Below are 21,072 nucleotides of genomic sequence, written 5' to 3' on the forward strand. Positions count from 1 at the left end.
ATTTTTGATATCGATTAATTAACAAGCGTGCAAATATAATCGTTTCAATCAAATTGCAATCTAAATAATATAAAAATTGATAAATATTGTCATTTGCACTCTTTTAAATTAATTTCGGATAAAACTGTATTCTTTATCCAATTCAATGAAAACAAAATACTACCTCATTACCAGCATTCTATTTCCACTTCTATTTCTATCGCCAATCGCAAGATCGCAAAGCGTGGTATTATTACAACAAGATAAACCCACAAGTATTCGGGGGCTATCTGTTGTAAATGATAAAACAGCGTGGATTAGTGGTAGTAAAGGATACATTGCGATAACCAACGATGGAGGAAAAACCTGGGATTGGCAACAGATAAAAGGTTATGAAAAATCTGAATTCAGGGATATTGAAGCATTTTCGAACAAAGAAGCAGTGGTTATGAGCTCTGGTACACCATCATTAGTGTTAAAAACCATTGATGGTGGTAAAACCTGGCAGGAAAAATATCGAAAAACCGACACTACTTATTTCTTTGATGCCATGGATTTTGCCGACAAGCGGCATGGGTATATCCTTGGTGATCCTATTCAAAACAAGTTTTTATTAATGGAGACTAAAGATGGCGGTGAAACATGGACTAATGTATCCAATCCTCCTACTGCCCTACCAAACGAAGCAGCCTTTGCGGCCAGCGGTACCTGTTTCAGAATATATAACAGGAAATTATTTATTGTATCCGGAGGTAAAAACAGCAGAATAATTACCCGCATGGATAGCAAACCTGAATACAATTATACCAATCTACCCCTTATTCATTCCAAAGCCAGCCAGGGAGCATTCTCTTTAGCTATCGGAAAAAACAAGATCATAATAGTTGGCGGCGATTATGAAAACGATAAAAGAACAGATTCTGTTGCCACTATTTTCACAGCTCATCCACCTATTTTAAACAGCCCAACCCAGGGACCTTTAGGTTTTCAGTCATGTGTAGAATACATTAAAGACAACATATTTCTTTCCACTGGAACTTCCGGAAGTAATATAACGATGGATGGCGGCCGCACCTGGAGGCAGATAGACAGCGCCAGTTTTAATGTTTGCATTAAAGCCAGGCACGGAAAAATGATTTTATTGGCTGGAAATGGAGGTAAAATCGCGCTTTTAAAATTATAGTTTATTGGCAATGAATACCTTAAAAAATACTTATAAATTAATTCAAAAAAAGACTTGCGCCATATATCAAATACTTCTATATTTGCACCACTTTAAACGGAAACGGTAACACAATCGAAAAAGTTAAAAGAAAGATTCCGTAGCTCAGCTGGTAGAGCATAACACTTTTAATGTTGGGGTCCTGGGTTCGAGTCCCAGCGGGATCACAAAATCCGTTTAAGGAGAGATAAAGCCGTTCGAAAGAATGGCTTTTCTCGTTTTAAACCACTTCTAAGGCACTTTTTCATTCAGGCAGGGTCAAAACAGTTTAAGCCGTTCGGTATACTATTCGGTATACTACCAAAAAAACGGAATTTAGTATACCGAATTTATTCAGCAGTTCAATTTGGGGTTGTGGTGGGGCCATGGTTTAACCTCAAATAACTGGCTAAATGAAAGTAAATCAGGAACTTTCAATTTTGTTCTGGCTTTGGAAAGCCAAACAAACATCAGATGGGATGATCCCCATCTATGTACGCATCACCGTCAACGGATTAAGGGATCAGTTCTCATCCGGTAAGAAGATTATGGCAGAACACTGGAATGACGAAACCGGGTTTGCCATCAGGGCATGTAAGGATGCCGCTACTATTAATACCTATATCACTTATACGACGAGGGAACTGGAGAAATGTTATAACCAGCTTTGTGAAGAACATGTAACAGTTACAGCAAAAATGGTCAAGGAGGCTTACCTTTTTAAACCGGAAGCAAAACCAACGCTCATGCATGCGTTTAAAGTCCATAATGACGAATTCGCCGAAAAGGTAAGCAAGGGTAAAGGCACGAAAGGTACATTGGCGCGGTACGAGCGTTTAAAGGGAAAAGTGGAAGCCTTTCTGAAAAAGAAATTTAAATCGACGGATATCAACCTCGACCAGATCCAGTATTCATTCGCTTCAGGCTTTTATCATTATTTGCTGATGCAGGACATCGATGAAAACACATCGATGAAATACGTCAAAACCTTAAAGCAGGTAATGACAAAGGCCGTGAATGACGGTATGATCGCCCAAAGCGCTATCAACAACTTTAAGTGTACCTACAAAGACCCGGATCGCGATTACTTGGAAATGGATGAAATCATTAAAATGTACAGCAAGAAAATAAGCTGCCAACGGATCGCTGAAGTAAGGGATGTCTATGTTTTCTGCTGCTTTACCGGCTATGCCTTTGAAACGGTGTATGCGCTTGAACCGGAAAATATCTTTACCGGTGTGGATGGCGGCTTGTGGATTACTAAAGACCGGGCCAAGTCAGGTACGGAAGAAACCGTACCCCTACTGCCTATCCCATTGGAGATCATTGAAAAATATAAACGTCATCCTTATTGCGTCAATGAAAACAAATTGTTGCCGGTAAATAGTAATCAGCGGTTTAATTCCTATCTGAAAGAGCTGGCTGACATCTGTGACATCAATAAACTATTGACCACGCACACCGCCCGTCACACGTTTGCAACAACAATTACTTTGGAAAACGATGTACCTATTGAAACTGTCAGCAAAATGCTCGGTCATAAGGATATCAGGACAACCCAAATTTATGCAAAGATGACCAAAAGGAAGATTAGTAACAATATGAAGGCCTTGCATGATAAACTGTATGAAAATAATAGCCCCCTGCGATTAGCGGTAAGTGCTTAAAATTTGAGGGTGCCACCCCGAAAGGACACAATCAGCGTTAAACAGATTAGATAGTTTTGTCTTCTTTAATTAAAAACAGATGACAGTAGAACTAATAACAAAAGATGATTTAGAGCAATTCAGGCAATCCATGTTGCAGGATCTCAAATTACTTTTAACCAAACGAACCGAGGAACCTCAGAAATATTTAAAAAGTTACCAGGTAAAAAATATGCTGAAGATTTCCGGGGGAACCTTACACACCTTGCGCGCAAACGGCACTTTGAAATTCACGCGGATCGGGCACATCATTTATTACAATTATGAGGACATTATGCAGCTCATGGAAGGCACCGCAAAAAAGCCCAAAAGGTAAAATAAAAGCCGGTCACCCCGGCTTCTATTTTAGGCATTTTCGTCATCCAAACGCTTTAATATCGCTGCCTTCATCTGATCGAGATATTTAACCTGGCTCACCCGCTTCCTGCCGGAGATAGATTGCCACCTTCTGAATGGCCGCCCAATGTTTACCTGAAAGTTTACTTCCAGCGAACCAATAATTTCAGCAATCCCAGCGTTGCCATGGTTGACCTGACCAGTCAGCCAAATACCATAAGCCATTTCTGCCAGGTTAATTGCATCTCCCGTCCACTTTAATGTCGTTCTCTTCTTTGTGATGCCGGATAAAGTTTCGGCTTCTTGTGGACTATACAAGCGATCTGTCAAAAACTGCTGTATCCGCTCATTGGTTATAAACCTTGCGAAAACATAATCACCGGCAGTTGAAAATTGAGGATCAAAGCCTTGTACGTCAGGAATCAGCGAACCCGGCAGCTGGGCATTGCGGACAAATAATAAAGCATCAAGTTCAGTGCCGTCAAGCAGGTAATACTGATGCATAAATTTGTTCTGGTCATAATATTTCCTCAAATATTTTAATTCCTGTTCAAAGTAATTTTTGACCACTTCGACTGTATCAACCGGTTTACCTGCTTCGATGGTAAAAACATCCAAAGCAAATAAATGCCGCGCGATGAACTGCGGTTTTACATATTTAAAAAACTGGATTTCTTCGTCAGTTGAAGAAAAGGACTGCTGGTTTAACATTACTTTCAGTTCAGCAATTGCCTGTCTGATACTGTTAAGCTTACCATTCAATTTTTGCCCGGCTGGAATTCCCATCTCTTCAAATAATTCCAGGTCGTCGTCAAGTTGCACTAAGCGTGCTTTTGCTTCTTCGATTATCATAGCTTTAAATTATTTTTCACATCCATTTTTTAGAACTTGGGACAAACTTGGTGTAAAAGACCTTTGATGTAAAGTGGCTAACATGGCACATAAATGTGTCATACACAGCAGATATGAACGCATTTGAGCAGATAATGCGTAGATTTAGATGCAACCCTGTTTAGCAATATTTTTTTTATTTTTTTCAATAAATGCCAATTGTTAAAGGATGCTTAACTTTGAAGTATGAAATAGACAAAAGAAAATTAAGATATAATACGATACTATTAACCTTGTTACAGGGAATCGGCTAAATTCAAAATTAACACAAGGGGGTAATAGACTAATCGTCCACGCATGCGTGGGCATTGGTTTACCCTGTGTGTAGGTTCTTAGCCGTACCTCCTGTAACAGAAAAGCTAGTGTCCCACGCTATTTTTTATGGAGGAAATTAAATTGGAAATTCTTACCCTGCCTATTGATGAAATTGCTTTAAGCGATGATTGTAAGCTATATCTTAAACAGCAAGGGTTCAGCAATCTACAGGAAGTGATTGCTAAGAAATGGAATGGGTTAAGAGAAATGGACGGCTTTGATTACAGAAAATTTAATGAATTGATTAAATTCCTGCAATCCCAAAACTTACTTTCATTGATGGAAAATTAAACCTATAACTTGTAATGCTGATCAATATGGTTGATCATTTTTTGCAGCCAACTTCTTATGCTTTGAACGATCCGATCCGGGAATGGCTTGTTGCTAAAATGATTACGCTGGCTTTTTTTTGAAATGTTCTCCGCTCTTTCAGTCTTGATATGATTATTCACGAATTCGTATAAATAAGATTTGAATTTTGTTTGAATAAAAGCGACCTCCAGCAATATTCTGAAAAAAAACATCAGTTCTGCCAGCGTAACCGCGACGACAAAATAAAATTTAGAAGGCTCGTTAGGGCTTGTAATCTTAAAATTCTGCGTGTAAAGTTTTTCTTTCTGTTCGATATAGGCCAGTTCTGCCTCAAGGCTTTCAATAACCGAGAGTTTAAGAGATTGAACTTTAGGATCGTACAAGTTCTGGGCATCTACTCTTACCTGCTGAAATATTTTTAATAGATAAATCAAGTCCTGCTTCTGCTCATGAAATTCGGTATCACTCAAGGTAATCCGCTCGATATATTTCAGAAAGTAAGCATATACCTGAATACTGTTGAATTCCTTACAGATCATTAATTTTAATAATTCAAGGTCTATGTCCTCTTTCGGCGGATTTTCCAGAAATTGGGAAATGACACGAACCGTTTTGGCGAGATAATCCCATTGTCGCCATGTTCTTATCTTAAACTGTTCCGTTTTGTTTGTCCCTTGGCTGAACCCGAGTATTAGGGCTGAAAGTTTGGGATCGACATTCAATGAGGTTAAACGCTCGCTAAATGCGTCCCCAAAAAGAGGAATTGATGACTGGTATCGTTCAAAAAAATGTATTGGTAATTCTGCATCAAAATCAAAGTAATCGGTGAAATACTCCCGAATGTGCTCCAATAATTCGTAGATACTTAATGATAACCAGTCAAATAACCCGGACTCTATTAACAAATTGTTACCTTCATGCTGAAAACCTGTGATTCCGTCAGCGAGATAGGTTAACTGGAACTGAAGCGCCAGTATATAAATTGATTTGGCAGAATGATCTTTCATCTGGCTTATCTCATCTTCAATTTCCCATCTAATAGTAGAAATTGCCTGAGTGATAAAGATTTTTAGCTCATCCAGTTCGATTTCAGAAATATTAGTAAAGATTAATCCGGAATAGGTCTGAATAAATCCTTTTAATTTAGTTAACGCAGCAGCCATAATCTATCTTTCACATTTTTAGAAGTATTTAATTGAGATAGTTTAATATTAAAAGGATATTCTTAAAAGGTGTAACAAAATTAATTATAAAATTCCCTTATTGGGGAAAATTGTTTTTGATTATGGGCCTTTTTTTACAAAAATCTGCTTTTTCATTCAGGATGGCTTTTTTGTTGCCACCTTTAGCCACTTGACCAGTGCATTTAGATTCGTGTTATTTGTTGTCTAAACGGAGTTATTATGATCGATTCTGCCGCTTTTGTACAACGCCTAAACCGCACTAAATCTATAACCTTAAAACTTGCGAATGCGCTGATGGAAGGTTTAAGAGTAAACCGCTTTGATGCCCAGGAAACTTTTATATCCCCAGGCAACCTCCCCAGTTCGCTCTACTTTATTCAAAGCGGGATCGTCAGGGGTTCGATTGAGGGAGAGTCAGATAAAATGACGACCTGGTTTAAACAAGAGGGGGATATTATTATACCGCAGGGGCTATTTAATCAGCGGGCAGGTGAAGAATATATCAGCGCTGTGTCCGCTAAAACAGTATTACTGGCACTTCCAATTAACCATATTCAGAAAGTTTTAGAGTCGTATCCTGAAGCAAAAGAGCTGTTTATTTTATTGATTTCGGAAACCACTTTGAATGGACAGTACCGTGAAAAATTGCTCCGTATTTCGGCTGCAAAAGACCGTTATGCTTTCCTTTCAAAACATGAGGACTTCATTCTTAAAAGAATCCCACACTATCTGATCGCCTCTTATCTGAATGTGACAAAAGAAACGTTTAGCAGGCTGCATAAAGGTTTAGATTATTGATTTACCGTATTTGGCGGACAAGTTTACTTCATAAAAAAATTTATGGTAGCACTCTCTTTTTATATGCTATATCAACCTGAGCAATATGTTTAGATACTAATTTTACCATATTTTCCTTTTATTATCGTTTACAATTTTTTTTCAAAGATTGCATTAGACTGCCGTTCTAACCTTTGAAAAATCAACCGGGGTTAAGATCAACACCGTCTTTATAATTGATTTTCCATAATAACATCATTGATACATATCATAAATTTTTGTGAGGTATTATGTTTATTTAATATCGTTAGTCAACAGTGACTAAACTACTGCGGCGTAGCTTTATACCGATTTAAGCAACACTATGGAAACCACTGCAATTCAAAAAACTCACTCTGGAATTCAAGATAATTCAAGGGCTGGTTCTTCCGAACATTTGCTATCTGATTTTGAGATCATTCTAACTGATGAAGGGATTGCATATACAAAGCATGCAGTTTATTTACAGATTGGGCAAAATATCCCTGAGTATTGCTGGGCCGTTTACTTATCAGTTACTAAACAGCAAATGCCTGGCTTATTATCAAGGCTAATCCCGGCATTAACCAATTTAAGAGTTACATATTTTATTCCAGCCAGTAGTACCATACACTCGACGATTATGGATGGGGGGTTAGGCTATGATCAGGTAGGTAAGGTAATAGTGATATATCCTTTAGATGCAACTACAGCCAAAGAGGCAGCTCAAATGCTTATTGCCGAAACCAGGGAAAATTTTGGCCCGGATATACCTTCAGCCCGGCACTTGGATAATTGTGTCTTTACCGAGTTTGTTTATTTAGGTGATCAAAATCGGATAAGCCTGCCTAATCAATCGGCCTGGCCGTTCAAGGGTATTAATTCCGGAAAAAGCAGCAAGCTTAAAAAGTGGCACCAGGGTAAATATCTTCAGCTTTATAGTTTGAAAAACGATGTTAAGGGAAATGTATATAAGGGTTTTAATTTAACAAAGTGGCTGAACGCCGAGTGGTGTATTATTAAACAAGGAAATAGACATCATTGTGCAGACGATGCGGGGCGGAGTATCAAAGATCGCCTGCTGTGGCAGTTTGAAGTACAATCCCTTTTGCACGGTGCAGTAGCTCTGCCTCGGGCAATCGATTTTTTTGAAGAAGACGGCAATAGCTATTTTATTATGGAATACGTTGAGGGTTCTTCTTTATTGGAGTCAATTGGTAAAGTGCAAAATGGCACAATCTGGTATGAATTATCCTTACAATCTCAATCCCTTTTAATTGGTTATTTACTACAGATCATTGAAATAGTTGATGCGTTCCACAATCGGGGGTATGTGCACCGCGATTTGAACCCGGCAAATTTTATAGTAAGCCGTGAAAACAAAATTGTTGCCATAGATATAGAGTTAAGTTATGATTTAAATCATAATAAACCATTTCCTGCATTTCCTTTAGGCACGCCAGGTTACATGTCACCTGCTCAAACCCAAATGGCAGTCCCAGTAATCCAGGATGATGTCTATGGTTTGGGCGGACTGATGATTAAGGTACTAACCGGAATTTCGCCGACAAAATTTAATTATGGCAATCCGTCTTCCTTGTATGACAGCCTGATGTTTTTAATCAATAATCAGCGGATGGCCTCGGTCATAAGTTCCTGTTTGAAGAATAATGCAGATGATCGTCCAACGATGGTATCCTTAAAGCACAACTTAGAAGTTTTTCACTCGGTCTTACTAACTCAAAATAAAACTGATAAATTATTTCACAGTGATAATTCCGAGTTCAAAAAAAATAACAACAATATTGATCAGGCACTAAAGAGTATTTGGAAATCACCTCTGCTGGGACTTAACAGCAAATGGTATTCAAAGGCAAATAACGAAGATCCTCTAATCTCCAACGAATTCAAAAGCTACACCTGGTATCCGGGATTTCATACCGGTTGTTGCGGAATACTCTATCTCCTTGTAATTGCGGATCAAATGGGGTTTGACCTTGCCCAAAAACGAGATGCATTTTATTTCAACTATCAGGAGTTGCGGGCATATTATGTCAACAATATGAGTACGTCAGAGCCAGGGCTATATTCGGGTGCCGCAGGATTTAGCGTGCTGACAGCTAAGATGATTCAAACCGGGTTAATTGAAAATAGTATTCAGAATATCAATCAGTTAGCAAGTTTGCTTTCCTTTCCTAATCCATATATAAATTTAAGGGATGGTATTGCCGGACAAGGTTTAGCTGCGATGCAATGCTCCAGTCTGTTAAGTTTTCCGGCTTTCACTAAAGAACTTTCCACTATTGCTGAAGCAATCATTAAGGAACAAAATTTTGACGGTTCCTGGGCAGTCAAAAAAGACCCGAGTATGCGAAAAGGAGTTAAACATACGGGTTTGCTTTACGGTGTGGCGGGTATAATTTATTTTCTGCTGGAATACGGTGAAAGATATTACAGTGAAAGAGCAAAGAACGCCGCAATCAGAGGCTTAAACTGGTTGCTCAAGCACAGGCAATTAAAAAACGGAAATTATATCTGGCAGGCAAGTCCTCAAAATTCGTCGGTCGATCCCTGGCTTGAATTTGGGTTTTCAGGAATAGCGTTAGTTTTTATCAAGGCATTCGAACTTTTAAAGCTGACTGTTTACAAGCAGGCGGCAAGTTCCGCCTTATTAAGTCATCCCCAATATATTTCAAGTAACTACATTACCCAGTCAGGCGGTTTGGCCGGATTGGGGGAAGTTTATCTTGAGGCTCATAGAATTTTGAAAGATGAGGAATGGATCGACCGTGCATCTCATATCGTTTCGGTTTTACTTCACACCGCCAAAGTACAATTAAGCGGTGACCTTTATTGGCTGGAAGGAAGTGACAGCACCCCTACCGCCGACTTTATGATAGGCAATAGCGGAATAATCCATTTTCTGTTGCGATATAATAATCCATCTAAAATTAAATTTCCTTTAATCGGGCTTTAATATCCTAAAAATGAAAAGAGCTGCACTGATAGATGTAATAGTAACCTTAATTGTATGTATGTATTTGTACGCCAGTTCAAGCAAATATTTTGACTTTCCGGCATTTCAGAGAGCAATGCATAATCAGCCTTTCCCAAGCTGGTTCAGTACTTCGCTGACTTGGTTCATCCCCCCGGCAGAGATTGCTGTCACCATTCTTTTACTTTTTGGGAAATCAAGAAAGACGGGTTTTTTAGCTTCTACGGTACTTATGGGGTTGTTTACGATTTATGTAGCCGCCATTTTATTGCATCTGTTCCCAAGAGTTCCTTGTTCCTGCGGAGGCATCATTCGCCTGTTAACCTGGAACCAGCATTTACTATTCAATGTGTTTTTTCTGATCATATCTTTTATTGGCTGGAGACTAACGTTAAAGCCACGATTAGAAAATCCGGGCAAAAACATTACTGATCTAAAGGATCATCAAAATATTTCACGCGCGAAATCAGGTTAAGCTGGCCCTGTGATAAAACCGGCATCATTAAATTTTCAAAACATTCATTATGAAAAAAGTAAAAATGGGCCTTATGGCTCTTGCTGCTATGAGCAGCATTGGTAGTGCTTTTGCGTTCAGCCCGCTGGCAAAAAAAGATTCGCAAACTTACTACGCTCAAAAATCAGGCTCGTCGTTTGTTTGGAGAACCGTAAAACCCCACTCAAATTGTGCCAGCACTTCTTTGGCTGTGGCTTGTACTATCGTGACATCAACTCCGCCTACAGATGGGGTAATGCCATCAAACCAAACAGCAACCAGCAACATCTACCAATAATTGACTGGTTTAAAATACCCCGCCGGTATTTTCCGGCAGGGGTATTTTTATGTTAAAGCTGTTTTTGGATTAACATGGATAATTCATGGCCATTATCCAGTCGAGGATCGGTTGTAAGATTGACCATACTGCCAGATTTAGTGATAAGTAATAAAGTGGGATAGCTATTGATCCGAAGTTGTAAAAGGCTTTTATCTTTATCTCCTTTGCCAGCAGTATATAAATTAACAATTTCGGGAGAAACATATTGACCTCCCTTTACGCTATTGAGCCATTGTTCTTTATTTTTATCAATGCTCACACTAATAAATCTGACTGGTTTTCCTGTAAAATCCTGTTCTATTTTTTTCATGAAAGGCGCAAGTTCCCTGCAATTCCCGCAGCCGGTATACCAAAAATCAACGATCAGAACCTGACCTTTAAAATCACTCGCTTTTACCAGCCGGCCGCTGGGGTTTTGGAAAGAAAAATCAACAGCGTTAGCTCCCTCAAATCTTGTTTTGGAGATTTCTAATAGAACGCGGCTATAATTGGTATTAGTAGTTACTGAAAGTGCTTTGTTTATTTTCTGATTAAGTCCTGCGGGGAAAGACTTGGCAGTGGTAATCAAGGTTGTGATCAATTGTTCCCGCAACATCCCTTTATAATTCCGCATTAAAAAATCAAGACAGGATACTACATCAAATGGTTTATTTTTCAGCAGGCAACTGTCGACCTTGTATTTCTCGATCAGATACTGGGTAAAGAAACTATTATAGCAAGCTACGCTGTCAAATGGCATTATTCTATTTCCATGTTTTTGCTGATATTCCTTAACGCTGCCGATTAGAGGGTTAATGCTGGAATCTCTATATACAGGAGAAGTCCATGTTAGGTCATAGTACTTTGTCCATTGCGCAGTTGCCTCAATATTTGTCCTTAAAAATTGAAACATCTCGCCGCTTATTTCATTGCGCTTTGATGACAGAAACTTTTGCTGTACATCAGCCAACGAATCCAGGTCATTAAAGATTTTTTCTAAGGTAAAAGCTGTTAAGTTTGGCTGTTTATGCGTCCGGTTATAGTGTTCTTCTATCTGGCGTATTAGACGCTGGATATTAAAATTTGCCGATTTTTTACCTTCAATTACAAGTTCATTCCCAAAATCTAATTCAATATCATCCCCACCAGCGATAACATAATAGTATAAATTATTCGCTGAGTGTTCCTTAAAAGTCAGGTTGATATATTGAGGATAAGACTTACCCGGCACTACAAATTTAAACTGATGGTTTTGAGCAGTCACCGTTAAATTTTCCTGAAATGACGGTTCCTGATTAATGATCCCGTATTTATAAATTTTCAAACTTACCGAATCACCGTCTTTAAGAAACCCGGCGTTACCGGAAATTCGAACTGCTTTATTTATTTCCTGGCCATTTACCCATAGAAAGGCACAGGTCAAAAATGATAATAGCCAAATCTTTTTCATTGATATTGCGGGTTAGCGACTGTTTTGAGGCATTGGGTTCAGCTGAAGTTCATTATCAGGTATCGGCAGCGCATACCTGGGATCATTTGGTGGAAGCGAATAACTTACGCCATTAATGTTTCTGTACAGCGTGACGGCAAACCGGCTGTCTTTATTCAGCCGTCTTAAATCAGACCATCTCAGCCCGGTAAAAAGTAAATCCTTACGTCGTTCTTTCAAGGTTTGTATAAGCGCATCCGAAGGCGATGTCGCGGTTAGTGGCTTATAGGTTCCTGTACGCCAGCGGGTAAGCAGCAAAGTATTCAGGTCTGCCATTGCAGAATTTTGGTCATTGAGTCTTGCTTCACACTCGGCTTTATTAAAGTAAATTTCATTGGTTGAAATTGTACAGGAAAGAGTGTTGTTAAAATCAAACTGGCTGTTAAATTCAATTTCACCTCCGCTATTGTAAAAAAATATGTCAGGCCTTAAATCGTTTTTGTCATTAAACGACTTATACATAGAACTATCTACCTGCGCTGAAAACCCGATGGTGGTATATCCCTGGAATCCGGCATGAAAAACTTCTTCGGGAGAATAATTAGGGTAAACCGGGAATGCTGAGGGATCCAGCTTATTATAATCCTGTAACTGACTATATAAGCCAAGGAAGTCTTTGGCATACTTCAGGGATTGGGTATAGTTCCCCATAACCAAATAAATCCTGGAGAGTAAACCGAGAACTGCCGCTTTGGAAGGCTGTGTTTTTCTCGCCGGTATATTAGGCAGCATTGAAGATGCATTGTTCAGATCAGTTATAATCTGGTTAAAACACTGACTTTCGGTTGCCCGCGAAAGTTTTGCACCCAGGTCGGGAACCAGTGGCAATGGAACCCCCAGGTTTTTGTCCGCAGATGTCGAATCATAAGGCATTGCAAAAGTTTGCACAAGGTTGTAAAATGCAAAGGCTCTGAAAAAAAGCGCACTTCCTTTAACATTATTGTATTGGCTTTGCTGGCTGGCAGGGGTATTTATTTTGTCAAGAGTAGCCAGTATGGTATTGGCATAGTAAACAACCTGATAAGGGCTTGACCAGTCGGCGACATTGGCATTAGCCGCATAGATTTGTTTGGCCCATACATAGGCGTTTTTCTCCGTCGTTCCCCTGCTGAGCCAGTAGGAAGCGTCGATAAAAAAATCGTCTGTAGATAACTCACCCAGCGCAGGGTAATACCTGTTAAAAACATCTTCATCATTTAAAAGTGTTTGTAAATCCGCTAAGGTGGAGGGTACCGATAAGGCCTGATTAGGCTTGGTATTTAAAAAATTGTCCTGCTTTTTACATCCCAAAGCCATCATGAAGATGGAAAACAGGCAGAGTAATGTGAGTTTTGGATTATGATATTTCATGGTTATGCTCATTTAAAATTTGATTTAATTCCTATGGAATATGTTCTTGGAATTGGCAGGCTGGTCATTCCTCCGCCGCTTAGAGAATACACATCAGGATCGAGGCCGTTGTGATTAGCGCGCCATAAAATGCCGACATTGTTGATATTCCCGTACACCATCAGATTTGTGAATGGGGACTTTTTCCAGAGTGACCTTGTCAGATCATAATTCAGGCTAATATCCTGAAGCCGTATATGATCCCCATTTTCAATAAGGCTCTGAGAATAAGTGTAAAAAAAGTCCCGGTTGTTATCAACCGGCGGTAAGATCATAGATGGCACTGTTGTGATAAGTTCGTCCCCTGGTTTCTGCCATCGGGATGAAAAATCTTTATTTCCTATCCAGCTGCTGTATAGTGCTCCGTATTGAATTGAAGATTTTCTAAAAACGTAGCCCAGCTTATAAATAACATTAAAAGATATAGACCATGCGTCATACACAAATGTATTCCTGAATGAGCCAAAGCTGGTCGGCCTGGAAGGGCCATTATATACAAGATCGCCAATAGTGGATTGCTGGATGATACTGGAATAATTTGTACTCAGGTTACCGTTTAAATAACCTTGTGGATCGCCCGTGGCATGAGTTAGAGGCCCGGATTTAAAACTATAAATTCCAAACAGCGGGGCGTTAACCATTGGTGTAATCACCCCGGAATTGCCATCCCCCTGGGTTAAATAGGCTGTTACAGTTGATTGTACATTATATTTTGTTACTTTATCAAATGCGTAGCTATAGATAAAATTCGTTAGCCATTTAAATCTCTCGGTAGCAATATTTTTGCTGTTAAGAGTCATATCTAGACCATGCCCGGAGGTACTGGCTGTGTTACCGAAAAATGTTGTAAAGCCTGTTGAAGGGGGGAGCGACGAATTGCCAAATAAGTTCGTTCCGTTCTTAAAATAGAACTCTGTACTTCCTGAAATCACCTGATTTTTTGAGCCAAAGTCTATCGCAAGATTTATCATACGGTCTTTTTCCCATTCGAGATTCGGATTGCCGGGATTGGCAATACGGTTATAAGGTATACCTGAATAATAAGAATTACTTTGCTGGGTGAGTGTAGTTACCGCAGTAGCTGTTTTATTGATGTTTCCATTATATCCATAAGTAGCTCTAAATTTCAGGACTGGCAGCCAGCCTATGTGATAAAAGTTTTCGCGGCCGATATCCCAGGCAAAGCCGCCTGAATATAAGGGTACCGCCTTTTGGTTAGTATTTACACCAAATAGATTTGATTTATCTATACGAGCGCTAACTGAAAGAGTATATTTATTTGCATAGGTATAAGCTTCATTTGTAAAATAAGAGATGAAATGATCGGTTGTCTGCGCGAAAGCCTGACCATAAGGAATTTGTAAAGAGCCGGTGCCTTTCGGGTTCAGCGCATAATAGGTAACATAATTGATGTGAGGATTGACAGCGCCAGTGTTATTATCATAGCCATAAGCTGGTGACTGGCCCGCTGACTTATCTACTGCTGAACTCCATTCAGAACCAAGTAAAGCTGTAAATCGGCTGTTCTCGCTCCACTCTTTTGAATAGTTTAGCTGGCCACGCAGGTGTTGGGAGATCAATGAGGCATTTTGCTGCTGGAGTATTCCGCCTAATGGAATAGGATAAGACAATGTTCCGTCAGTATTCTGCTGGGTAAATTCGTTGATGAGATTTCTGGTATAATAAGTGTCCTGGCTGAAATAATCGGCAGTATTGGTCTGCGCATTTTCATATACGTATTTAACATCGGCGTTGAAGCCATTCAAAAAGCTATATTTCAATCCAAGATTTATCCTGTTATCAAATGCATTTAAAGCGTTATCAGCGTTGTGTAATTCATCCAGTGGCCTGTAATTCCAATCCAGAAGTTTTGAATTTGTCGCACTGTTGACAAAATTTAAAGAGTAATCATGAACAATTGGCAGGGCGTTACCATTATCATCGGCTAACCGGGCGTAGGGATATATTCTGCTTTTACCGCTAATCTTGTTTATGGCATCGACTGTGCTGTTGCTTTGGTTATTCGTTTTGGTATAATTGAGGCCAACTGAAACTTGCAGATTTTTAACGGGTGTAAAATTGTAACTACTATTAATGGTTATCCGCTCATTGTTGTTTCCAACCTGATTGCTCAGATCATTGTCATAGCCCAGTGACAGGTAATAGTCGCTCTTACTTGTTCCTCCCCGAAAGTTCAGGTTATACTGCTGGTTGGCAGATTGCCTGTAGAAATATTTTTGAAGATCGTTACGGACATCAAAGCTGCGTAGAGTATTAATTTGGCTGGTGGCATCCGCTGATGAAAGAGTACCAGCCCTGGTATTTGCTAATATTTGAACCACAGGGGATACAACGTTGTATCCTTTCGTTAAATCACTATTGTAGAAATTAGCCTTAAAAAGCGCGCTTTCTACATTGATGAAATCATTGGCGTTAAGGTAATTGGGATCGTAAAATAAATTGGGTTTATTACCCATAGTAAGATTTGCATTAAGTTCAACTGCCAACTTCTGATTTAGTTTACCCTTTTTTGTGGTTATTACGATAACACCGTTTCCAGACCGCACTCCCCAAATGCTGGCTGCAGCTGCATCTTTTAAAATGGTAATGCTTGCTACGTCATTGGGGTTAATGTTTGTGATATCGCCGTCGTATGGAAAATTGTCAACTACAATGAGTGGCTGATTATTAGCGAACAGGGTGCTGTTCCCCCTGATACTCAAGTCAAGATTTCCTGAAGCAGAACTGCTGGTATTCCTGTTAAAAAGAAGGCCGGGTACTAATCCTTCTAGTCTGCTTATAACATCCGGGCTTACCCTGCGGTTTACCAAAGAACTATCAATCTGAACAAAGGAACCTGTCGCCCTGTCTTTCTGAATCGTTTGAAAACCAGTTGACACAACTACTTCTTTCAGGACTGAGGCATCCTGTTCAAGCAAAATGCGGAATGGGCCACGCTTATTTTTGGTAAAGGATAAAAAGGAAGTCCTATAGCCTATGAATGATATTTGTAATGTTCCAACGGTATCTGCTGTAATTAGTTGAAAATTACCGTTAGGATCGGAAATAACAACATTATCAGTCGCGCCGAGGTGAATGGTAGCACCGGGTAAGGGTTTATTGTCATCGGCTGTAAAAACAGTGCCTGTGATCCGCGCAGGTTTTAATGACTGTGCGGACACGTGATTGCCTGAAAACAATATTAAGAACGCAAAAAAGCAAAATTGAGGTATAAGTTTTATTGGAGGTCGCTTTAGCCATAGCACGGCCATTACGAGGTTAATCGTTAATTTTTTCATGAAAGTTTTGGGAACGGGAATTAGGGTACTAAACTATTGCATAAATAAAGCGGCAACCTATGGGATATACTATTAACTGATCTCAGGTTGCCGCCCCCTAAAATCATTCCGGAGAACAAATGATGTTTTTGATCCGGTCTTGTAACGGATAGGAATTGACTTCACCTCGCGCGAAGCCTTTGACCAGGCACACATTAGCCGTTTGAATATAACCTGGCTGATAGGATATTTTCGATTCAATAGCAACTACAAACTGGCAGCAGACTCGGCGTTTGATTACTGCTTTTTGTGGGTTGCCGCTATTGACTATATTGCACATATTTAATTGACCGAAATAACTCAATTTTCCCTATTAAGGGAAAATTATTCGCTTGACTTTTACCTTATTCAATTTGATTTTTACTAACTTTAAAGCATAATATTTTCTCATGGAAGAAACCATATTTAACAAGAAACCATTAACAATAGGACAAAAGGTAGAGCGTATAAGAACATTCCGGGGTTTTAAACAGGAATACTTGGCAAGCAAGCTGGGCGTTTCGCAGCAGACCGTGTCTAAAATCGAACAGCAGGAAGAAATTGAAGATGTCCTGTTAAAACAAATAGCTGACGCATTGGGTGTAACCCCTGAAGTAATTCGGAATTTTGATGATGACAGAATCACATATCATATAAACAACGTTTATGATGTTCATGATTTTGAGATTAAAGACAATGGTAATTTTATAGCTCAACAAGTTAATCCAATAGAAAAGATTGCTGAATTGTATGAACGACTTTTACAAAGTGAGCGTGAAAAGTTAGAACTTTTAAAAAATCAAATAAAGACGAGCTGATCGTTTAATTAGAGTATGGAAAAATCGGTAGTTAATAGTAAAAAGTTACACATAGGCAGAAAAATCGAAAGGGTTAGAAAACTTCGCGGATTAACTCAGGAAGATGTTGCTGTTGGTCTGAAAATCACTAAACAAGCGGTTTCTAAAATTGAGCAAAGTGAAACTATTGATGATGAAAGACTGCAGCAAATCGCGGATGTCTTAGGAGTAACATTAGAAGGGTTAAAAGCTTTTAAAGATGAAACTGTACTTTATACAGCAAATTTCTATGATGGAAGTTCTGTAACAAACAGTTCAATCAATACCCATGAATGTACTTTGATAAATAACCCGGTTGAAAAGATTATTGAACTCTATGAATGCTTACTGAAAGTTGAGAGGGAAAAGGTGGACATACTTCTCAATAAAAAGTCTGAGTAAATCATTCCAATTTGAAATTACAGCTATAAAACTAAAGTTCTCCGATTCATTAATTATTCTAAATTCATTAAATTTGTTATTATGGAAACTTTACTAATAAATGTTCCCGAACAAAAAAGTTCATTAGTTAAGCAACTTTTAAAAGAATTGGGAGTAACCATTGAAAATAAGACTAAAGCTAGGAAACTGGCTGACGAAATCAATAAAAGTGTAAAGCCTGGCCTCAAGCCTAATATTGATGAGATTGTTGCTGAAGTTAGTGCTTTTCGCTCAGGACAATAGATATGATTATCGTTATAGACTGCAATATTTGGATCACCCTATCCATCAATGGTCAAATTGATTTTATTGCAGACATCTCAGATAACGGAGTTACAGTAGCGTCATGTGAGATGTTGAGAAATGAAATTATCAATGTTATAAATAGACCTAAACTGGCTAAGTTTATTTCACCATCTACTACAAAAAAAGTCATTGAGCTACACGATACAGTAACAACAGTTTACCAACTTGGAAAGATTGAGTTTGTTGTAACTGATCCCAAAGACAACTACCTGTTTGCATTATCAGAAAAGTCAAAAGCTGACTATCTTATAACGGGTGATAAACTGGTATTGCAGGTAAAAAAACATAAAAGAACAAAGGTGATTACCATCGCTGATTTCAGAACCATTACCACATAGAACCGCAACATTAATTTTGTTGATGTTTTGCCCGTTTATAGGTGTCTGAAAGAATATTGCCTATTGCATTTTTTATCCGATTAAATCCCTCTTCCGTATTTATATCAATTTCGCAAAATAAGCTGTCGTTAGATTTGGCATGTAAAACCATGTAGTAAATACCACCGACAAGCAAACCTGCAACTGCCCGTAAATCTGCTTTTTCCTGATTTAACTCCTTATCTGCCAATTCGAAAAATTGGCTTCCAACTTGCTCACGAGTTTCTGCTACTTCAAACATAATTTGACTTCTTTCGCTAATTTGCCAGAGTATTATTTTTTGCATTTCCTCATTGCCATAGAAATATTCTAACTGGCTTACCAAAATGGATTCTAATAGCTTACACGTTCCCGACCCATTATTCTGCTCTAACAATTCGTCAGCGCCATTTGATGCCCCCGCAAAATAATCTTTACTCCTCACATATTTTTCGATCAGGTTGTCAACGGTTCCAAAATAGAAATATATCAGCCTCTTATTTAAACCAGCTGCCTTAGCGATATTTGTCGGGCCAAGCCCGGTATATCCCTTTTCTTTTATTACGCATCCAACAGCATCTAATAATCGTTGCATGGAGCGTTCTTTGTCGTTACTTTCTCCTTGATACCTTGCTTTGGTCATTATTATTCCCTTTTTGATAAGGAAATATGCAACTTTTGATCCACATATTCAAATGCATTTAGCGCTTTATCCAAATGTTCGCGAGTATGTGTTGCCATCAGGCTTGTTCTGATTCTTGCTTTTTTCTTGGCAACACCTGGGTAAACAATTGTATTAGCATAAACTCCCGCTTTTAACAGTAAACGGCCTGCGTCACCCGTTTTATGTGCATCTCCAATTTTAACAGGAATAATTGGCGATTCAGTATTTCCTATATCCATTTTTAAATCCAAAAGACCTTTTTTAAAATACGCAACATTATCTGCAAGCATAGTTCGCCATTTTGGTTCTTCATCTATTAGGTCAATAGCTTTAAGCAAACCAGCTGCTGCTGGCGTTGAGGTTGAAGAAAATACTTGCTGCCGCGATTGGAATTTTAAAAAGTTTATGATTTTAGGATCAGCTACGATAAATCCGCCTATATGTCCAAATGCTTTACTAAGGGTGCCTGCTATTATGTCTACCTTGTCCACCATATCATAAACTTCCATCGCTCCCCGGCCATTGTTTCCTAAAACACCAATGCCATGTGCATCGTCAACCATTAAGAAACCGCCGTACTTTTTTGTGAGTTTATAAATCTCATCCATCTTAGCCAAATCACCATCCTGAGAATATACCCCGTCGATTATTACCAATCTTGTTAAAAATTTATCCTGGGCATCTTTTAATATCTTTTCTAATGCGTCCAAGTCATTATGCAGAAACATTTTGACGTTTGTCTCTCTGCAGCCCTCATAAACACTTGCATGAACTGCCATATCTAGTATGGCTATATCCTTGTCCTTTAGCAATGCCAAGAGGCTTGCGCTATTTGCTGTGTAACCGGTAGTATAAATTAATGCTGAATGCTTCGGTCTATTAAAGAAGCCGGAAATTTTACTTTGCAACATTTCATGGTACTCATGATGTCCTCCAATTAATGGCGATGCACCTGCGCCGGTTCCGTATTTTTCAATACCGTGAATTGCAGCCAATTTGACTTTAGGATGCTGAGTGAAATTCAAATAGTCATTGGATACTAAGCTGACGCACTTTTTAGGAGTTTTATTAAATGGTGAGGTAACCCACATTTCTGGCCCACATCCTTTTTTACTGGTCAAAAAACGAAAGTTCATTTGACCGCTTTCGTCCATATAGTTTGTGAAATCCTGAAATACCTCCGCTCTTTCAAATGCGTTTAAATCAGGGATGTTTTCGAAATCTTTAAAGCTTGCTTTTAGAAAGTTGATGTTTGTTTTCATAGTATAAGAGTTTAAGATGTGTGTAAAGGCAATTTACAAATTTAACCACATAGGGAAATTTACAACCTATGATTTTAACTATATGTTTTACAATTAAATGACAGTGATTTACTTTTTAGGTAATTGTCGAAAATACTTTGCTTTAATTATGTGAATGGAATTTTACCAAACATTTCAGGAACGGGATTTTACAAAATCCTTTACCAAACTATTTGTATTAATCTTTTACTACTTTTGATTTCTCTTTACGTTATTAAGGGCATAATAAATAAGCAATATGCGTTTTTATGATTCACATTTTTCAGTTTTAAATTTAACTAATAGTTATTTTTACAGAACGATTTTCAACCCGGCCAAACAATGCGCTTACGGTGCTTTTGCGCCTTTGTAGGTACGAAATACACCTTGAGATTACGGTGCACGTTTCTACGACCCTGTAATTGGGCGTTTTACTTCAATTGATCCGATGGCAGAGGTATCAAGACG

Annotated in this window: 19 protein-coding genes and 1 tRNA gene; 13 read left to right on the forward strand and 7 right to left on the reverse strand. The window is 38.7% G+C overall.

Going from position 1 to position 21,072, the window contains the following annotated elements:
• The first annotated feature begins 145 nt into the window (after nucleotides 1–145).
• From AB6735_RS22035 to AB6735_RS22050, 4 genes are all read left to right on the forward strand, one after another.
• Nucleotides 146–1,162 (forward strand): WD40/YVTN/BNR-like repeat-containing protein, encoded by a 1,017-nt coding sequence (locus AB6735_RS22035; protein ID WP_370998235.1) that lies wholly within the window; start codon nucleotides 146–148, stop codon nucleotides 1,160–1,162.
• A 133-nt stretch (nucleotides 1,163–1,295) separates the two neighbouring features.
• A tRNA-Lys gene (locus AB6735_RS22040) sits at nucleotides 1,296–1,368 on the forward strand.
• Between the two features lie 225 nt (nucleotides 1,369–1,593).
• On the forward strand, nucleotides 1,594–2,847 hold the full coding sequence (locus tag AB6735_RS22045; RefSeq protein ID WP_370998236.1) for a site-specific integrase: 1,254 nt from the start codon (nucleotides 1,594–1,596) through the stop codon (nucleotides 2,845–2,847).
• Nucleotides 2,848–2,926: 79 nt separating this feature from the next.
• Entirely contained in the window at nucleotides 2,927–3,202 is a 276-nt protein-coding gene (locus tag AB6735_RS22050) for a helix-turn-helix domain-containing protein (protein WP_112654675.1), read from the forward strand.
• Between the two features lie 29 nt (nucleotides 3,203–3,231).
• Here the strand turns inward: AB6735_RS22050 and AB6735_RS22055 are convergent, their stop codons facing one another.
• On the reverse strand, nucleotides 3,232–4,074 hold the full coding sequence (locus AB6735_RS22055; protein ID WP_370998237.1) for an RteC domain-containing protein: 843 nt from the start codon (nucleotides 4,072–4,074) through the stop codon (nucleotides 3,232–3,234).
• 420 nt (nucleotides 4,075–4,494) lie between these two features.
• Here AB6735_RS22055 and AB6735_RS22060 point away from each other — a divergent pair, with 420 nt between their 5' ends.
• Complete coding sequence (locus AB6735_RS22060) at nucleotides 4,495–4,719, forward strand: hypothetical protein (RefSeq protein ID WP_370998238.1); 225 nt, start codon at nucleotides 4,495–4,497, stop codon at nucleotides 4,717–4,719.
• Nucleotides 4,720–4,721: 2 nt separating this feature from the next.
• Here AB6735_RS22060 and AB6735_RS22065 read toward each other — a convergent pair whose 3' ends face one another.
• On the reverse strand, nucleotides 4,722–5,903 hold the full coding sequence (locus AB6735_RS22065) for a hypothetical protein (RefSeq protein ID WP_370998239.1): 1,182 nt from the start codon (nucleotides 5,901–5,903) through the stop codon (nucleotides 4,722–4,724).
• Between the two features lie 240 nt (nucleotides 5,904–6,143).
• Between AB6735_RS22065 and AB6735_RS22070 the strand changes: the two genes are divergently transcribed.
• The 4 genes from AB6735_RS22070 to AB6735_RS22085 all read left to right on the forward strand — a co-directional run bounded on the left by AB6735_RS22070 (nucleotide 6,144) and on the right by AB6735_RS22085 (nucleotide 10,505).
• Nucleotides 6,144–6,722, forward strand: coding sequence for a Crp/Fnr family transcriptional regulator (locus tag AB6735_RS22070; RefSeq protein ID WP_370998240.1), 579 nt, complete (start codon nucleotides 6,144–6,146; stop codon nucleotides 6,720–6,722).
• Between the two features lie 343 nt (nucleotides 6,723–7,065).
• Nucleotides 7,066–9,696: a lanthionine synthetase LanC family protein gene (locus tag AB6735_RS22075; RefSeq protein WP_370998241.1), complete on the forward strand. Its 2,631-nt coding sequence runs from the start codon at nucleotides 7,066–7,068 to the stop codon at nucleotides 9,694–9,696.
• Nucleotides 9,697–9,706: 10 nt separating this feature from the next.
• Entirely contained in the window at nucleotides 9,707–10,189 is a 483-nt protein-coding gene (locus tag AB6735_RS22080; protein ID WP_370998242.1) for a MauE/DoxX family redox-associated membrane protein, read from the forward strand.
• Nucleotides 10,190–10,238: 49 nt separating this feature from the next.
• A complete protein-coding gene (locus AB6735_RS22085) occupies nucleotides 10,239–10,505 on the forward strand; it encodes a hypothetical protein (RefSeq protein ID WP_370998243.1) in 267 nt (88 codons plus the stop codon).
• Nucleotides 10,506–10,557: 52 nt separating this feature from the next.
• On the opposite strand, the gene AB6735_RS22090 is transcribed toward AB6735_RS22085, so the two are convergent.
• The 3 genes from AB6735_RS22090 to AB6735_RS22100 form a co-directional block, all read right to left on the reverse strand.
• Nucleotides 10,558–11,850 (reverse strand): TlpA family protein disulfide reductase, encoded by a 1,293-nt coding sequence (locus tag AB6735_RS22090; RefSeq protein ID WP_370998244.1) that lies wholly within the window; start codon nucleotides 11,848–11,850, stop codon nucleotides 10,558–10,560.
• Between the two features lie 138 nt (nucleotides 11,851–11,988).
• Nucleotides 11,989–13,365, reverse strand: a complete 1,377-nt coding sequence (locus tag AB6735_RS22095; protein WP_370998246.1) for a RagB/SusD family nutrient uptake outer membrane protein — start codon at nucleotides 13,363–13,365, stop codon at nucleotides 11,989–11,991.
• 8 nt (nucleotides 13,366–13,373) lie between these two features.
• Nucleotides 13,374–16,586: a SusC/RagA family TonB-linked outer membrane protein gene (locus tag AB6735_RS22100; protein ID WP_370998247.1), complete on the reverse strand. Its 3,213-nt coding sequence runs from the start codon at nucleotides 16,584–16,586 to the stop codon at nucleotides 13,374–13,376.
• Nucleotides 16,587–17,131: 545 nt separating this feature from the next.
• Here AB6735_RS22100 and AB6735_RS22105 point away from each other — a divergent pair.
• The 4 genes from AB6735_RS22105 (at nucleotide 17,132) to AB6735_RS22120 (ending at nucleotide 18,642) form a co-directional block, all read left to right on the forward strand.
• Nucleotides 17,132–17,539 (forward strand): helix-turn-helix domain-containing protein, encoded by a 408-nt coding sequence (locus tag AB6735_RS22105; protein ID WP_370998248.1) that lies wholly within the window; start codon nucleotides 17,132–17,134, stop codon nucleotides 17,537–17,539.
• 15 nt (nucleotides 17,540–17,554) lie between these two features.
• Nucleotides 17,555–17,959, forward strand: a complete 405-nt coding sequence (locus AB6735_RS22110; protein WP_370998249.1) for a helix-turn-helix domain-containing protein — start codon at nucleotides 17,555–17,557, stop codon at nucleotides 17,957–17,959.
• Nucleotides 17,960–18,040: 81 nt separating this feature from the next.
• Complete coding sequence (locus tag AB6735_RS22115) at nucleotides 18,041–18,241, forward strand: hypothetical protein (protein ID WP_370998250.1); 201 nt, start codon at nucleotides 18,041–18,043, stop codon at nucleotides 18,239–18,241.
• A 2-nt stretch (nucleotides 18,242–18,243) separates the two neighbouring features.
• A complete protein-coding gene (locus tag AB6735_RS22120) occupies nucleotides 18,244–18,642 on the forward strand; it encodes a putative toxin-antitoxin system toxin component, PIN family (protein ID WP_370998251.1) in 399 nt (132 codons plus the stop codon).
• 10 nt (nucleotides 18,643–18,652) lie between these two features.
• On the opposite strand, the gene AB6735_RS22125 is transcribed toward AB6735_RS22120, so the two are convergent.
• Both AB6735_RS22125 and AB6735_RS22130 read right to left on the reverse strand, forming a co-directional pair.
• Nucleotides 18,653–19,303 carry a TetR/AcrR family transcriptional regulator gene (locus tag AB6735_RS22125; protein ID WP_370998252.1) on the reverse strand — a complete coding sequence of 217 codons (651 nt, stop codon included), beginning with the start codon at nucleotides 19,301–19,303 and terminating at the stop codon, nucleotides 18,653–18,655.
• A gap of 2 nt (nucleotides 19,304–19,305) precedes the next feature.
• Entirely contained in the window at nucleotides 19,306–20,586 is a 1,281-nt protein-coding gene (locus AB6735_RS22130) for an aminotransferase class I/II-fold pyridoxal phosphate-dependent enzyme (protein WP_370998253.1), read from the reverse strand.
• Nucleotides 20,587–21,072 lie beyond the last annotated feature (486 nt).

Source organism: Mucilaginibacter sp. RCC_168 (genome assembly GCF_041355315.1).
In the GTDB taxonomy this organism is placed as follows: domain Bacteria; phylum Bacteroidota; class Bacteroidia; order Sphingobacteriales; family Sphingobacteriaceae; genus Mucilaginibacter.

Bases quoted from the DNA above. Each gene is read 5' to 3' on its own strand.
- AB6735_RS22035 (WP_370998235.1), top strand. From the start codon at position 146: ATGAAAACAAAATACTACCTCATTACCAGCATTCTATTTCCACTTCTA.
- AB6735_RS22045 (WP_370998236.1), top strand. From the start codon at position 1,594: ATGAAAGTAAATCAGGAACTTTCAATTTTGTTCTGGCTTTGGAAAGCC.
- AB6735_RS22050 (WP_112654675.1), top strand. From the start codon at position 2,927: ATGACAGTAGAACTAATAACAAAAGATGATTTAGAGCAATTCAGGCAA.
- AB6735_RS22055 (WP_370998237.1), bottom strand. From the start codon at position 4,074: ATGATAATCGAAGAAGCAAAAGCACGCTTAGTGCAACTTGACGACGAC.
- AB6735_RS22060 (WP_370998238.1), top strand. From the start codon at position 4,495: ATGGAGGAAATTAAATTGGAAATTCTTACCCTGCCTATTGATGAAATT.
- AB6735_RS22065 (WP_370998239.1), bottom strand. From the start codon at position 5,903: ATGGCTGCTGCGTTAACTAAATTAAAAGGATTTATTCAGACCTATTCC.
- AB6735_RS22070 (WP_370998240.1), top strand. From the start codon at position 6,144: ATGATCGATTCTGCCGCTTTTGTACAACGCCTAAACCGCACTAAATCT.
- AB6735_RS22075 (WP_370998241.1), top strand. From the start codon at position 7,066: ATGGAAACCACTGCAATTCAAAAAACTCACTCTGGAATTCAAGATAAT.
- AB6735_RS22080 (WP_370998242.1), top strand. From the start codon at position 9,707: ATGAAAAGAGCTGCACTGATAGATGTAATAGTAACCTTAATTGTATGT.
- AB6735_RS22085 (WP_370998243.1), top strand. From the start codon at position 10,239: ATGAAAAAAGTAAAAATGGGCCTTATGGCTCTTGCTGCTATGAGCAGC.
- AB6735_RS22095 (WP_370998246.1), bottom strand. From the start codon at position 13,365: ATGAAATATCATAATCCAAAACTCACATTACTCTGCCTGTTTTCCATC.
- AB6735_RS22105 (WP_370998248.1), top strand. From the start codon at position 17,132: ATGGAAGAAACCATATTTAACAAGAAACCATTAACAATAGGACAAAAG.
- AB6735_RS22110 (WP_370998249.1), top strand. From the start codon at position 17,555: ATGGAAAAATCGGTAGTTAATAGTAAAAAGTTACACATAGGCAGAAAA.
- AB6735_RS22115 (WP_370998250.1), top strand. From the start codon at position 18,041: ATGGAAACTTTACTAATAAATGTTCCCGAACAAAAAAGTTCATTAGTT.
- AB6735_RS22120 (WP_370998251.1), top strand. From the start codon at position 18,244: ATGATTATCGTTATAGACTGCAATATTTGGATCACCCTATCCATCAAT.
- AB6735_RS22125 (WP_370998252.1), bottom strand. From the start codon at position 19,303: ATGACCAAAGCAAGGTATCAAGGAGAAAGTAACGACAAAGAACGCTCC.
- AB6735_RS22130 (WP_370998253.1), bottom strand. From the start codon at position 20,586: ATGAAAACAAACATCAACTTTCTAAAAGCAAGCTTTAAAGATTTCGAA.